Here is a 13,948-nt window from a genome sequence, read left to right as displayed (position 1 = left end):
GCACTGGCCACACGGCGATGCCTTGGCGGTGGAGGTGGCCTGAACGGCCTGCACCCGAGCTGAACCAGGCCTGCATCGCCGGCTCGCGCAAGGCCGCAGGGACCGATTGGCCGCGCGGGCCGCTACACCTCGCCCAGCACCCGCAGCACCGCCTCGCCGTGGCTGGCCAGCTTGGCGGCGCCCACGCCCGACACCTGGGCCAGGTCGTCCAGCGACTGCGGATCCAGCTCGGCGATGGCCAGCAGCGTGGCGTTGCTGAAGATCACGTAGGCGGGTTTGCCGGTCTGTTTGGCCAGCTGGGCGCGCCAGTGTTGCAGGGCCGTCAGCCGGGCCTTGCCGCGCGACGACAGGTTCTGCTCGGCCTGGCTGGGCGTCTTGCTCAAGGCCGAGCGTTCGCGTTTGCGCTCGCTGCGGCCCGACTCCAGGGGGCGCAGCGCCAGGGCCTGCTCGCCCCGCAGGATGGCGCGCGCCGCGTCGGCGAGGTTCAGCGTGTTGTAGGCGCTGGCATCCACGTGCACGGCGCCCATGGCGATGAGCTGGCGCAGCACCTGGCGCAGCTGCGGCTCGCCCAGGCGGGCTTCCAGGCCAAAGGTCGACAGCCGTTCGTGCCCGTATTGCTTGACCTTGTCGGTTTCGCGCCCGCGCAGCACGTCCATCACGTGGCCGGCGCCGAACGCAAAGCCCGAGGCCTGGCGCAGGCGGTAGATGGTGGACAGCAGCTTGCGCGCCACCTCGGTGGCGTCCCAGGTTTGCGGCGGGTTCAGGCAGTTGTCGCAATTTCCGCAGTGTCTGACCGGCAAGACCGGCCGCAGCGAAGGGCCGCCCCGAGCAAGGCCAGCCCCCTCGGGGGGCGCCCAGCTTAGGGGCAGCGGACCAGGCGAAGCCGGGGAGCGTGGGGGCCCTTGGTATTTCTCGCCGAAGTAGGCCAGCAGCCGCACCCGGCGGCAGTCGGTGGCTTCGGCCAGGGCCAGCAGCGCATCCAGCTTGCCGGTGAGCACCTGCTTGAAATCGTCGCCGGCCTCGCTCGTGTCGATCATGCGGCGCTGGTTCACCACGTCCTGCAGGCCGTAGGCCATCCACGCATGGGCGGGTTCGCCATCGCGGCCGGCGCGGCCGGTTTCCTGGTAATAGGCCTCGATGTTCTTGGGCAGGTCGACGTGGGCGACGAAGCGCACGTCGGGTTTGTCGATGCCCATGCCGAAGGCGATGGTCGCCACCATGATGACGCCGTCGTCGCGCAGGAAGCGCGCGAGGTTGGCCGCGCGCGTGGCCTGCGGCAGGCCGGCGTGGTAGGGCATGGCGTCCAGGCCGGACTCGCACAGGGCCTGGGCCACCTCCTCCACCCGCTTGCGCGACAGCGCGTACACGATGCCGGTGTCGCCCTCGTGCTCGTCCTGGATGAAGCGCAGCAGCTGGCGCGTGGGATCGCGCTGCTTGTCGACGATGGTGTAGCGGATGTTCGGCCGGTCGAAGCTGCTGATGAAGACCTCGGCCGCCTGCAGCTGCAGGCGTTCGACGATGTCGCTGCGCGTCAACGCATCGGCCGTGGCCGTCAGCGCCACGCGCGGCACGCCGGCATAGCGTTCGTGCAGCAGGGTCAGCTGCCGGTACTCGGGGCGGAAGTCATGCCCCCACTGGCTCACGCAGTGGGCTTCGTCGATGGCGAACAGGGCCAGCTTGCCGCGCGCATGCAGCTTGTCCAGCAGGTCGAGGAAGCGCGGCGTCAGCACGCGTTCGGGCGCGGCGTACAGCAGCGTGAGGTCGGCGCGCAGCAGGCGATGTTCCACCTCCTGGGCCTCGGCCCAGTCCAACGTGGAGTTGAGGAAGGCGGCGGCCACACCCAGCTCCTGCAGGGCGCCCACCTGGTCCTGCATGAGCGCGATCAGGGGCGAGACCACGATGGTCACGCCCTGCCCCGCTGCATGGCGGGCGATGGCCGGCACCTGGTAGCACAGCGACTTGCCGCCGCCCGTGGGCATGAGCACCAGCGCGTCGCCGCCCGCGCTCACGCGCTCGACGATGGCGCCCTGCTGGCCGCGGAACTGGGGGTAGCCAAAGACATCCTGCAGGATGTGCTGGGGCGTGGCGGTGGGCGTGGGCAAACGGGGGCTTTCGGTCAACAAGGGGGACGGCTGTGGGCGGCCGCAGGGCCGGTGCGAGGGGCCGGGCCGGCACAGACCGGCGCGGTCATGGCGGGATGGCCGAGCATAGCCGCAGGCCGGATCGGGGGTGTCATGGACGTCGAAGCCGTGAACCGCTTGGCGGCCGATTCGCGCTGGCCGCGTGTTGGCCACGACTGCAGCGCGCTCGAGTCGGCCCCGACAGGCGGTGAGCCATCGGCGCCGCCGCACGCGACGCTTCAGTGGCGCCCGGCATGAGGTGCCACCGCGTCGCCCAGGCCGTCTCACGAATCCACGACGCGCCGATGCGCGCCGCGCGTGCCGAACCTGCAGGTCAGGCGTGTGGTGAAAGGTCGAAGGCAGCCTGCATCAAGAGTATGGCCTTGTTGCCGTTCTCAAATGAACGGCAACAAGGCCATACTGCCATTCACAAAAAATCTGCGTGCCAAGGGCCGCGCTCATCCGCCAGGCGCGTGGTCCATGGCCGCTTGCACGTCGTCGCTGCGCAGCAGCGCGTTGGCCCAGGGCGCCAGCTTGTGCGTGTCGCTTTGCAGCACCTCTTTTTTGATCGGCAGGATGCGCGTGGGGTGCATGGAGAAGCTGCGCAACCCCAGGCCGAGCAGCAGGCGCGTCATGCTGGGGTCGCCCGCCATTTCGCCGCACACGGTCACGGGTTTGCCGGCTGCCCGGCCTTCGCGGATGGTGGTTTCCACCAACCGCAGCACCGCAGGGTGCAGCGGGTCGTAGAGGTGGGCCACCGCTTCGTCGGCGCGGTCGATGGCCAGCGTGTACTGGATGAGGTCGTTGGTGCCGATGGACAGGAAGTCGAACAGCTGCGCGAATTCACGCGCCATGAGCGCGGCCCCGGGCACCTCGATCATGGCGCCAACCTGCACCGCGCCGTGCGCGACATCGCGGGCCTGCAGCTCCTGGCGCGCGCGTTCGATGAAGCCCAGCGCCTGCTTGGCCTCTTTCACGCTGCCCAGCATGGGCAGCAGCAGGTGCACCGGGCCATGGGCGGCGGCGCGCAAGATGGCGCGCAGCTGGGCGAGGAACATGCTGGGCTCGGACAGGCTCCAGCGGATCGCGCGCAGGCCCAGCGCCGGGTTCAGCTGGTCGCTCTTGTGGCCGTCCAGCGGCTTGTCGGCGCCCACGTCCACCGTGCGGATGGTGACGGGGCGGCCGTTCATGTTCTGCACGGCCAGGCGGTAGGACTCGTACTGCTCGTCTTCGCTGGGCAAATCGCCGCCGCGGCCCATGAAGAGGAATTCGCTGCGGAACAGGCCCACGCCCATGGCGCCCACGTTGCGCGCCGCCGTGGCGTCGCTGGGCACCTCGATGTTGGCCAGCAGCTCGATCTCCTGGCCGTCGAGCGTGACGGCCGGGGTGTGGATGAGGCGGTTCAGGCGCTCGCGCTCGATCTCGCCCTGGCGTTGCTTGAAGGCGTATTCCTGCAGCAGGATGGGCGAGGGCTCGACGATGAGCACGCCCGCGTCGCCGTCGATGATGACCATGTCGCCCTGGCGCACCAGCTGGCTGGCCGAGCGGGCACCGACCACGGCCGGGATGTCCATGCTGCGTGCCACGATGGCCGTGTGGCTGGTTTTGCCGCCCACGTCGGTCACGAAGCCGGCGAACACCGTCTTCTTGAAATTCAGCATGTCGGCCGGCGACAGGTCGTGTGCGACCAGCACCAGCGGCGTGTTGGCCGCCTCGCCCTGCCCCGCGTTCAGCTGGGTGGTGGCACTGGCTGACAGGCTGGTGGGGCTGGGCGTGCCCTTCAGGTGGCGCAGCATGCGGTCGACCACCTGCTGCACATCGGCCTTGCGCTCGCGCAGGTAGGGGTCGGCCATCTCGTCGAACTGCTTGGAGGTGATCTCCAGCTGCGTCACCAGCGCCCACTCGGCGCCGTAGCGGCGCTGGGTGATGATGTCGCGCACGCTGGCCGCCAGCATTTCGTCGTGCAGCAGCATGAGGTGCACCTCGAGCAGGGCCAGCAGCTCGGACGAGGTTTCGGCCGCCTTGTCGCGCTGCAGGCTGAGCGCGAGCTGGCGCAGCTCGTGCGCCACCGCGTCGCGTGCGGCGCGCAGGCGCTCCCACTCCGCATCGACCTGATCGGGTTCGATGAAGTAGCGCGCCACGTCCAGGTGCGTGGGCGCAATGCGGACAGCGCGGCCAATGGCCACGCCACGCGAGACGGGGAAACCCTGCAAGCAGAACGCCATGCGCCAGAGTCTACGCGCAGCCGGCGCGTCCCGGCCAGGCTGACCGGTGGTCGCGGTCGCCAGGCCGACGCCAAATCGCGCCGCTGCCGCCCTCGCGTGGAGCGGCACGTGCGTCGAGCGCGCCCTGTGTGGATCGGCGCGGGCTCAGGCGGCCGTGGCCTGGATCAGCGCATCGCGCAGCTGGCCACGCGCGGCTTGCACGGCGCTGGCCACGGCGTCGGGGCCGAACACCAGCCCTTGCAGCAGGATGAAGCGCACGTCGGCGATGCCGATGGAGGCGAGCGCGTAGCGCAGGTAAGGCGTCAGGAAATCCGCCTGCCGGGCGCGCTCGCCGGTGTGAAAGCCGCCCGAGCTGACCAGCACGAAGGTGGGCCGGTCTTTCACCAGGCCGAGCTTGCCCTCGGGCGACGGGGCAAAGCTGCGGTGGATGCGGATGACGTGATCCAGCCAGAGCTTGAGCGTCGCCGGCACGGTGAAGTTGTGCATGGGCGTGACGATCAGCAGCACCTCGCTGCCTCAAGTTCGACGATGAGCTTCTCCGACCAGGCGAATGCGGGTGCCTCGGGCGCGGCGTTGGCGGTGATGGCCAGCGCGTAGTCGCGGCCGATGGGCGGCAGTGGCGAGGCCACGAGGTCGCGCACGGTCACCCGGTGGGCCGGCATGGCCGCGTCGGCCAGCAGGTTGGTGACCAGCTGGTGGCCATGGCTGTCGGTGCCGTGCGGGCCGCTGTTCACAAGCAGGATGCGTTTCATGGGGGTTACAGGGGTTCGACAAAGTGCAGACCACGGGCGAGCAGCCCCTGGCGAACGTCAAAGCGCTGGGCCAGCGCCATGTGCAGACCGGTGTCCAGCACCAGGTGGTGGGCCTGCAGCTGCCGCGCCTGCTGGCGCACCGCTTGCACCAGGCGCTCGCCCACGCGCAGCCCGCGCGCCGATGCCGTCACGACCCGGTCGTCGACGACCACCGAACGGCCATGCAGCAGCGTGTGCTGCAGGCGGTAGCCCTGGGTGCGTTGCCGCGCGAACTGTTCGCGGTAGCGGGCGGCGTCCTGCCAGTGGGGACGCAGCGCCTGCATGACGGCGAACGAGGCCTGCAGCTCGGCGTCGTTGTCCACGTGGCGCAGGTCCAGGGCGGGCCCGCCGGCGGCCGGGTCATGCGCCATACGATTTGCCGAACCAGGCCGCGAAGCGGGTGCTGCCCAGTCGCGCGGGCCGGCCGGCACCAGCGATTGCGCGTCCAGCTGGGCGCCGTAGTACGGCGCCTGGGGATCCGGCACCACGGTGCGCGGGTCGCCCAGCCGCTGCAGGTAGTGCGCCATCAACGTGGCCAGCCCAAGCCGTTCAGGCCCGGCGGCGTCGAAGCGGCCGTTCAGCGGCGGGGCCAGCGCCGTGTCGGCGACGATCGCGGCGATGTCGTCGGACGAGATCGGCTGCACCGGCGCCGTCGACAGGCGGATGGCGTTGCCCGTCGTGCTGGACTGGGCGATGCCGCCCAGGAATTCGAAGAACTGGGTGGAGCGCACGATGGTGTAGGGCAGACCCGCGGCCTCGATCAGGGCCTCCTGCGCCAGCTTGGCGCGGAAGTAGCCGCTGTCCTGCAGGCGCTCCGTGCCCACGACCGACAGCGCAATGTGGTGCTGCACGCCGGCGGCTGCTTCTGCCGCCAGCAGCTTGCGGCCCGAGGTCTCGAAGAAGTCCAGGACCGCCCGGTCTTCGAACGAGGGCGAGTTGCTCACGTCGATGACCACCTGGGTGTCGCGCAGGGCTTCGGTCAAGCCTTCGCCGGTGTATGCATTGATGCCCGTTTTGGGAGAGCCGGCTGTGACTTCATACCCCAGTTGACGCAGGTTGTTCACGACCTTGGAGCCGATCAGCCCGCTGCCGCCGATGACGAGGATTTTCATGTGGAGGCTCCGGTTCACGACGGCATCTTGCGGAAGGCAATGGCCAGGCGGTTCCAGCTGTTGATCGAGGTGATCAAGGCTGTCAGCTCCACCAGTTCGGTGTCGGTGAAGTGCGGGCGCACGGCCTCCCACACGGCATCGGGCACGTGGTTGTCGGACACGAGGGTCAGCGATTCCGTCCAGGCCAGCGCCGCGCGCTCGCGGTCGCTGAAAAACGGCGTTTCCCGCCAGGCGGCAACGGTCGCCAGGCGGCGGGGGGACTCGCCGGCCTGGGTGGCCTCGGCCACGTGCATGTCCAGGCAGAAGGCGCAGCCGTTGATCTGCGAGGCGCGCAGGCGCACCAGCTCCTTGAGCAGGGTGTCCAGCGGGCTTTTGGCAATCTGCTGTTCCACGCCCATGAGGGCCTTCACGATGGCGGGATGGGCGGCGTAGAAATCGAGTCGGGTTTGCATGTCCAAGTCCTTGAAAGAGGGAGAGGGCCGCGGCCGCTGAGGCCTGGGTTGAAGCGAAGTATGCGAGCCTCTTGGCCATGTCGAAACAGCCAAGAAATGCAAAAATGACCAGGCCATGAACACGTCTGTCCCCTCTTTCCGCAACGCTGAAACGCCATCGGCGCTGCAGCTGCGCATCGATCGCACGCTGGACCAGCCGATGTACCTGCAGATCTGCCAGCGCTTCAAAACGGCCATCGAGTTGGGCCACCTGCGGGCCGGCGATCGCGTACCCGCCGCCCGCGCGCTGGCGGCCGAGCTGAGCCTGGCGCGGAGCACGGTGGACCTCGCCTACCGCATCCTGGCGGATGAAGGCTATTTCCAGGGTCGCGGGGCCGCGGGCACGGTGGTCTCGCCCCGCCTGCCGCAGGCGGTGGTGGCCCGGCCGCAGGGCAGTCTGCCCCCGGTGGCCCCGGCCACCATCGTGGACCACGACGGCAAGGCGCCCAAACCGCTGCAGCTGGGCCTGCCCGCGCTCGACGCCTTTCCACGCAAGGTGTGGAACCGGCTGGTCACGCATCGCCTGCGCGGCAGCGAACCCATGCGGCTGGGCTACCCCGATCCGCAGGGCTTCGAAGAGCTGCGCGAGCGCATCGCCACCTACCTGGGCGTGTCGCGCGGCGTGAGCTGTGTGCCCGAGCAGGTCTTCGTCACCACCGGCTTGCGCACCACGCTGGAGCTGAGCCTGCGCAGCCTGTCCAGCCCCGGCGATGCCTTTTGGTTCGAAGATCCCGGCTACATCCTGGCACGGCCCTTTCTGCACAACGCGGCGGTCACGGTGGTGCCCGTGCCGGTCGACGAGCACGGTCTGCGCGTCGACGAGGGGCGGCGGCTGAGCCCTTACGCCCGGTTCGCGATGGTGACGCCGTCCAACCAGAGCCCGCTGGGCGTCACCTTGTCGCTCGAGCGCCGCATGGCGCTGCTCGACTGGGCCAGCGAGGCCGGCAGCTGGATCATCGAGGACGATTACGACAGCGAATTCCGCTACCAGGGCCGGCCCTTGCCAGCCCTCAAGAGCCTGGACCGGAACGACCGCGTGATCTACGCCGGCACCTTCAGCAAGGTGATGTTTCCGGGCCTGCGGCTGGCTTATGCGGTGGCGCCGCTCAGCGCGGTGCGGCGGTTTCAGGCGGTGTCGTCCAACTTGAACGCGGGCAGCCCCTACCTGCTGCAGTCCAGCGTGGCGGATTTCATGGCGCAAGGGCATTTCCCGCGCCACCTGAAGAAGATGCGCCAGCTGTACGCCGAGCGCCGCGCCGTCGCGCAGCGGGCGTTTCAGCGCGTGCTGGGCGAGCGGGTGCGCATCGACCTGCGGCCGGGTGGCCTGCACCTGCTGGCCCGGCTGGCCGATGGCGACAGCGACATGGCGCTGGCCGAGCGCGCCCGCGACGCCGGCCTGGCGGTGCACCCGCTGTCGCGCTGGTACATGGCGGCGCCGCCGCGCCAGGGGCTGTTGATGGGTTTTGCCAACATCGCCGACGAGCGCGAGGCCCTGCGCCTGGCCGGCCGGCTCCAGGCGGCGTTGGGGTGAGCGGGCACGCCAGATGCCGGGTCCGTAAGGCCTTGCTCACCGAGCAGCGCTGGCGGCCGGCCGGCAAGACCGGGCCCTCTGGCGCAGGCCTGAACCGCCGCGCAGAATGGGCCCAAGCCACCCAGTCGACCTCAGGATCACGTCACCATGAACAGCAGTACGCCTCATTTATCGTCTTCTTCACAATGGGAAGATGGCCATACCCCGATCGATCAACCACAACGCGTGCGCCTCATCGGCGCGCCCTGCGACGCCGGCGCCGCCCGTGCCGGCGCCCGGCTGGGGCCCGATGCCTTGCGCATCGCCGGCCTGGCTGACGCCCTTGCCGCTCAGGGCGTGGCCGTGCAGGACGGCGGCAACCTGCGGGGCCCGGCCAGCGCCGTGCACCGCCAGCCCCGCCCCGACCGCAGTGGCCTGCACCACCTGGACGCGTGCGTGCGCTGGTGCGGCCTGGTGCACGAGGCAGTGGCCCAGGCCCTGGCCGGCGGCAGCCTGCCACTGCTGCTCGGGGGCGACCACCACCTGGCCATGGGCTCCATCCCGGCCGTGGCGCAGCACTGCGCGCGCCAGGGCAAAACCCTGCGCGTGGTCTGGCTGGACGCCCATGCCGACTGCAACGACGCGCGCAGCTCGCCCAGCGGCAACATCCACGGCATGCCGGTGTCGGTGCTGCTCGGCCATGGGCCCCAGGCCTTGCAGGCCCTGGCGCGCCCGCCCTTGCCGGCCACGGCCTTGCGCCAGGTCGGCCTGCGCAGCGTGGACGCGGCGGAAAAAGCGCGCATCGCCCGCTTCGGCATCGAGGCCTATGACATGCGCGCCATCGACGAGCTGGGCATGCCCGAGGTGATGCGCCGCGTGCTGCGCGACGTGCACGCGCCCGATGTGCACCTCCACCTGAGTTTCGACGTCGACTTCCTCGACCCCGAGCTGGCGCCGGGCACCGGCACCACCGCGCGCGGCGGCCCCACCTACCGCGAGGCCCAGTTGTGCATGGAGATGCTGGCCGACACCGGCTGCCTGGGCTCCATGGACCTGGTGGAGCTCAACCCCGTGCTGGACGTGCGCAACCAGACGGCCGAGCTGGTGCTGGACCTGCTGCAAAGCCTGTTCGGCAAAAGCACGCTGGTGCGCGCGGCGTCCTGAGCGCATGCCGGCAGCCGGCCGGCCTGGTGCCGGGCGGATGTTCGCAGTCTCGGTGGTCGTCTGGGCACGGGCCTGGCGCGGCCTTGGCCGCCTGCCGATCCCCAGGTTGATCCAGCGGCCGATCACGCCCCCGATCCAACCCTTTGGTTCACGGCCGGGTCCGGCGCTGAAGTGGATGGCGCACCCCCGAGGCGACGTCGACCGATGCCCCGCTGGTTCGGCGGGCTCGCCGTGCGCTGACCAGGCACCCGCATGCGCGCCGGGCTGGGCCGAGGGTAACGGCGGCGTCAGGCGTCCGCCCGCGGCCGTTCCGCCAGGTCGGCGGGCGTCGGCCTGGCCCAGTCGGCCAGCCAGGCCTCCACGGCCTGGTCGATGAGGTCGAAGGCGTGGATGAAATCGGCCTCGCCGCCATACCAGGGGTCGGGCACGTCCTGGCCATGCAAGGGGCCGGGCAGCACGTCCAGCATGCGCCGCACCGTGGCCAGCTCGGCGCCGGGGGCGCTGTGCCGGGCCCGCTCGCGCTGGCGCTGCAGGGCGTGCACATGGGCCTGGGTCATGCCGATGACGAGGTCAAAGCGCGAAAAATCTGCCGCCACCACCTGGCGGGCGCGATGGGTGAGTGGCGGGTAGCCGCGCCGTGTCAGCTCGCGGGCGCTGCGCGCGTCCATGGGGCGACCGGCTTCCTCGTTCGAGACGGCGGCGCTGTCCACGGTCATGGGCCAGCCGCGTTGGCGGGCCTTGTGCGCCAGCAGCGCATGGGCCGTGGGCGAGCGGCAGATGTTGCCGGTGCACACGAACAGCACGCGCGGCAGGGGGGCGGGCGGGGGCATGAAGGCAGGGGCGGACATGCCGGCGATGATGGCATGGCGGGGCGGAGTCGCCGGGCGACGCCCTCCAGATCGAGGTCGAGTACGCGGCAGGCGCTGGCCTGGCCTGTGGCGTCACCCAGGTCCGGCAGGCTGGCGCGCCTGTGTCGGCTTCGCCCTGAAACCGCGTGACCGGGTTTGGTGGGGTGGCGCGCGGTCTCGCTGTCGGGCCGGGCCGTGGCCTGCTGGCACCGTTCAGCTGGGGTGCCTGCCTGCGCTGAGCGAGGCGCTGTGCGCCACCTGGCCTGTGCCATGCGCAGGGACGGGACGGCTGGTCGATGTGTCCAAAAGGGGTGATGGAGAAGGCAGGCAGTATGGCTGCTCTCTCGTTGCATGGAAAACGGAAGGTGGTGGATACTGTTGCTCACCTGCTCACCTGCTCACCTGCTCACCTGCTCACCTGCTCACCTGCTCACCTGCTCACCTGCTCACCTGCTCACCTCGCGCGGCCGTCGCTGACGTCAGCGGCGGGCCGCTTGCCGCAGCCAGCCGGCGGCGCGCTCGGCCATCATCAGCGTGGGGCTGTTGGTGTTGCCGCTGGTGATGGTGGGCATGGCGCCTGCATCGACCACGCGCAGGCCGGCGATGGTGCCGCCGCGGCCGTCGCGCACCTCGAAACGGGGCGTCAGCACGGCCATGGGGTCGCCGTCGCCCCCCATGCGGGTCGTGCCCACGGGGTGAAAGATGGTGGTGGCGATGTCGCCCGCGAGGCGCACCAGGTCGGCGTCCGATTCGTGCTGCGCGCCGGGCTTCCATTCCTCGGGCGCGTAGGGGGCGAGGGCCGGCTGCGCCGCGATGCGCCGGGTCACGCGCAGGCTGTCGGCGGCGACCTGGCGGTCTTCCGCGGTCGACAGGTAGTTGGGCTGGATGGCGGGCGCCTGGTGCCAGTCCGCGCTGGTGATCTGCACGGTGCCGCGGCTGGTGGGGTTGAGGTTGCAGACGCTGGCCGTGAACGCCGGGAAGGCGTGCAGCGGCTGGCCGAAGGCATCGAGCGAGAGCGGCTGCACGTGGTACTGGATGTTGGGCCAGGGCCGGTCGGGCGACGAGCGTGTGAACGCGCCCAGCTGCGAGGGCGCCATGCTCATGGGGCCGCTGCGCTTGAACAGGTACTCCAGCCCGATGCGGGCCTTGCCCAGCATGGACGAGGCCAGCACGTTCAGCGTGGGCGCGTTCCTGATCTTGTAGACGGCGCGGATCTGCAGGTGGTCCTGCAGGTTGCTGCCCACGCCGGGCAGATCGGCCAGCACGGGCAGGCCATGCCGCTGCAGCAGGGCCCCAGGGCCGATGCCCGACAGCTGCAGCAGCTGGGGCGAATTGATGGCGCCCGCGCACAGCAGCACCTGGCCCGCCTGCACCTCCACCAGCTCGTCGTTGACCTTCACGCACACGCCGTGGCAGCGCAGGCGGCCGTCCGCCTCGCGCTCGACCAGCAGCTTGGCGACCTGCGCGCCGGTCCACATCTCGAAGTTCGGGCGCCCATAGCAGGCCGGGCGCAAAAAGGCCTTGGCGGTGTTCCAGCGCCAGCCGTCCTTCTGGTTGACCTGGAAGTAGCCCACGCCTTCGTTGTCGCCGCGGTTGAAATCGGCCGTGGCCGGGATGCCGGCCTGCTCGGCCGCACGCGCGAACGCGTCGAGGATGTCCCAGCGCAGGCGCTGCTTTTCGACGCGCCATTCGCCGCCATGGCCGTGGTAGCGCGCGAACTCGGCATCGGGCGACTGGCCGGCGTCGCCCAGCCAGTGGTCTTCGTGGGCCATGAAGGCGGGCAGCACCTGGTCCCAGCGCCAGGCCTCGTCGCCCAGGAGCTCGGCCCAGTGGTCGTAGTCGCGGGCCTGGCCGCGCATGTAGATCATGCCGTTGATGGACGAACAGCCGCCCAGGGTCTTGCCGCGCGGGTACAGCAGCTGGCGCCCGTTGAGGCCGGCACTGGGCTCGGTCTGGTAGAGCCAGTCGGTGCGCGGGTTGCCGATGCAGTAGAGGTAGCCTACGGGGATGTGGATCCAGGCGTAATCGTCGCGCTGGCCGGCCTCGATGAGCAGCACGCGATGCTGGCGCTCATGGCTCAGGCGCTTGGCCAGGAGGCTGCCGGCGGTGCCGGCGCCGACGATCACGGTGTCGAAAGGGTGCATGAGCGGCAAGTAACGGGCGGTCGTGCAGCGATGATAGGCATGGCCGGGCCATGCCGCCATCGCGTCTTCACCGGGGCAGGCCGGCTCGCTAGCTGGGCTGGGCCTGCGGGTGTCGCCTGCAGCAGCGTTGGCCGCAGGCCCAAGGCGACGCCGAATCGCGCCAGCACGCGGAGCCGGCTGCGGTCCAAGCCATGCATCGCGCTCGGGCGGCGCAAGGCCGGTCCTGGCTGATGCGGCCGGCATCGCCCGATCCGTTTGTGGCCGCAACCCATCGCGCGGGTCGCACGACAGGGCGCGACCGGGATGGCCTCAACGGTCACCGCACCCGCGCCCTCCACCGTCATCGGCGCGGCGGATGGCCGCCACCTGGGTCGCGTCCAGCTGCACGCGCCTCGGTGGGCGTCATCCCATAGCGGCGCCGGAAGCTGCGGTTGAAGTAGGAGAGGTCGCCAAAACCCGCGTCCAGGGCGATGGCGCTGACTGTGCGCCGAGCCAGGCGGGCGTCGGTCAGCAGGTGGTGGGCGGACGCCAGGCGGTGCGCGAGCACCAGGGCCGTGAAGGTCTCGCCGGCCTCCTCCAGCAACGCCTGCACATGGCGCGGCGTCACACCCTGGCGCCGCGCCACGTCGGCCACCGACAGGCCCGGGTCGGCGTGGTGCGCGGCGATGTCCTGGCGCACGGCCAGCAGCCGTGCGGCTGCTACGCCGCGCCCCCGGGCCAGTTGGGCGGCATCGCCCGTGGCCCCGATCAGCAGCGCGGCCAGGTCATGCATGTGCAACACGGCGGCGCGGCGCAGCTCGGGCAGGGCCAGCGCGGCGGCGTCCTGGTCGCGCAGCAGGCAGGCGTATTGCGTCAGCAAGGCCGTGGCCGGGTGGGCGCGCAGCGGGCGCCACAAGCCGGCGTCCACATCGCCGACCAAGGAACCCAGCAGCGAGCGGCTCAGCATCACGCCACACAGCTGGGTGGGTACATGGGTTTCGACGCGGTGCCGCCCCGGCACGGTGAAGATGGCGTCGCCCACACCCAGGCGCCATTCCTGCCCCTGGGCCTGCAGCTGCAGGTTGCCGGCGGGCGCGCCCATGAACACCACGGCGTCGTCCGAGCCGGTGCCCGCCGCCAGGTGAAAGCAGCGTGTGGGCGTGGTCTGCGCGGTGCTGATGACCATGCCTTCGAGGACGGTCAAGGCGCCCACGGTCTCCAGCGTGTCGCCGTGCAGGGGTTCCACCTGAACACCTGACAGGAATTGCGTGAACTCATCCTGAAAGGCCCGCAGGTCCTGCAAGCTGGTCATGACCGGGCTTCTTAACCACTTTGTGCCATACATCGGAGTAACCGATGCAGTGATGCCTGATTCGATCACATTGGCCCCCTTTGGATCCATGCACGACAGTGTAGAGGAGGCTTCGTCCCAAGCCCAGGTCACTTCGCGCCAGCCCAAGAAAAAAGCCACGCGCTTGCCTATCGTGTGGCCTTCGCTGCACCCGCCTGAAAGCCGCCCAGTCGGCGCGGACGGGTTCTGCAGCCCCAAGGAGGACCCGTCATG

9 protein-coding genes and 2 pseudogenes are annotated in these 13,948 nt (G+C 70.4%); 2 read left to right on the top strand and 9 right to left on the bottom strand.

Going from position 1 to position 13,948, the window contains the following annotated elements; translation table 11 throughout:
* Positions 1–122: 122 nt before the first annotated feature.
* The 6 genes and pseudogenes from CCO03_RS00495 to CCO03_RS00470 form a co-directional block, all read right to left on the bottom strand.
* A complete protein-coding gene (locus CCO03_RS00495) occupies positions 123–2,123 on the bottom strand; it encodes a RecQ family ATP-dependent DNA helicase (protein WP_236903965.1) in 2,001 nt (666 codons plus the stop codon).
* A 455-nt stretch (positions 2,124–2,578) separates the two neighbouring features.
* Positions 2,579–4,345 carry a phosphoenolpyruvate--protein phosphotransferase gene (gene ptsP / locus CCO03_RS00490; protein ID WP_087275797.1) on the bottom strand — a complete coding sequence of 589 codons (1,767 nt, stop codon included), beginning with the start codon at positions 4,343–4,345 and terminating at the stop codon, positions 2,579–2,581.
* A 144-nt stretch (positions 4,346–4,489) separates the two neighbouring features.
* Positions 4,490–5,097: pseudogene (locus CCO03_RS00485) on the bottom strand (FMN-dependent NADH-azoreductase).
* A 5-nt stretch (positions 5,098–5,102) separates the two neighbouring features.
* Complete coding sequence (locus CCO03_RS00480) at positions 5,103–5,507, bottom strand: hypothetical protein (protein ID WP_087275794.1); 405 nt, start codon at positions 5,505–5,507, stop codon at positions 5,103–5,105.
* Positions 5,497–6,248, bottom strand: a pseudogene (locus tag CCO03_RS00475) (SDR family oxidoreductase). Before CCO03_RS00475 ends, CCO03_RS00480 begins: the two are co-directional and overlap by 11 nt.
* A gap of 14 nt (positions 6,249–6,262) precedes the next feature.
* Positions 6,263–6,700, bottom strand: coding sequence for a carboxymuconolactone decarboxylase family protein (locus tag CCO03_RS00470; RefSeq protein WP_087283847.1), 438 nt, complete (start codon positions 6,698–6,700; stop codon positions 6,263–6,265).
* Between the two features lie 115 nt (positions 6,701–6,815).
* Here CCO03_RS00470 and pdxR point away from each other — a divergent pair, with 115 nt between their 5' ends.
* On the top strand, positions 6,816–8,270 hold the full coding sequence (pdxR, locus tag CCO03_RS00465; protein WP_087275791.1) for a MocR-like pyridoxine biosynthesis transcription factor PdxR: 1,455 nt from the start codon (positions 6,816–6,818) through the stop codon (positions 8,268–8,270).
* 147 nt (positions 8,271–8,417) lie between these two features.
* On the top strand, positions 8,418–9,413 hold the full coding sequence (gene rocF, locus CCO03_RS00460) for an arginase (RefSeq protein ID WP_087275788.1): 996 nt from the start codon (positions 8,418–8,420) through the stop codon (positions 9,411–9,413).
* Between the two features lie 287 nt (positions 9,414–9,700).
* Here the strand turns inward: rocF and CCO03_RS00455 are convergent, their stop codons facing one another.
* The 3 genes from CCO03_RS00455 to CCO03_RS19360 all read right to left on the bottom strand — a co-directional run bounded on the left by CCO03_RS00455 (position 9,701) and on the right by CCO03_RS19360 (position 13,696).
* Positions 9,701–10,261, bottom strand: coding sequence for a low molecular weight protein-tyrosine-phosphatase (locus tag CCO03_RS00455; RefSeq protein ID WP_236903961.1), 561 nt, complete (start codon positions 10,259–10,261; stop codon positions 9,701–9,703).
* 479 nt (positions 10,262–10,740) lie between these two features.
* On the bottom strand, positions 10,741–12,405 hold the full coding sequence (locus CCO03_RS00450; RefSeq protein WP_087275785.1) for a GMC family oxidoreductase: 1,665 nt from the start codon (positions 12,403–12,405) through the stop codon (positions 10,741–10,743).
* A 340-nt stretch (positions 12,406–12,745) separates the two neighbouring features.
* Positions 12,746–13,696, bottom strand: coding sequence for a helix-turn-helix transcriptional regulator (locus CCO03_RS19360; RefSeq protein WP_157667421.1), 951 nt, complete (start codon positions 13,694–13,696; stop codon positions 12,746–12,748).
* Positions 13,697–13,948: the final 252 nt, after the last annotated feature.

The organism is Comamonas serinivorans, assembly GCF_002158865.1.
Lineage (GTDB): Bacteria > Pseudomonadota > Gammaproteobacteria > Burkholderiales > Burkholderiaceae_C > Comamonas_E > Comamonas_E serinivorans.
The sequence above is the reverse complement of the archived record's forward strand: the minus strand, read 5'-3'. Positions and strand labels throughout refer to the sequence as shown.

What these genes read in the sequence shown, in the direction of transcription:
- ptsP (WP_087275797.1), bottom strand. Translation starts at nt 4,345, where the DNA reads ATGGCGTTCTGCTTGCAGGGTTTCCCCGTCTCGCGTGGCGTGGCCATT.
- CCO03_RS00480 (WP_087275794.1), bottom strand. Translation starts at nt 5,507, where the DNA reads ATGGCGCATGACCCGGCCGCCGGCGGGCCCGCCCTGGACCTGCGCCAC.
- CCO03_RS00470 (WP_087283847.1), bottom strand. Translation starts at nt 6,700, where the DNA reads ATGCAAACCCGACTCGATTTCTACGCCGCCCATCCCGCCATCGTGAAG.
- pdxR (WP_087275791.1), top strand. Translation starts at nt 6,816, where the DNA reads ATGAACACGTCTGTCCCCTCTTTCCGCAACGCTGAAACGCCATCGGCG.
- rocF (WP_087275788.1), top strand. Translation starts at nt 8,418, where the DNA reads ATGAACAGCAGTACGCCTCATTTATCGTCTTCTTCACAATGGGAAGAT.
- CCO03_RS00455 (WP_236903961.1), bottom strand. Translation starts at nt 10,261, where the DNA reads ATGTCCGCCCCTGCCTTCATGCCCCCGCCCGCCCCCCTGCCGCGCGTG.
- CCO03_RS00450 (WP_087275785.1), bottom strand. Translation starts at nt 12,405, where the DNA reads ATGCACCCTTTCGACACCGTGATCGTCGGCGCCGGCACCGCCGGCAGC.
- CCO03_RS19360 (WP_157667421.1), bottom strand. Translation starts at nt 13,696, where the DNA reads ATGACCAGCTTGCAGGACCTGCGGGCCTTTCAGGATGAGTTCACGCAA.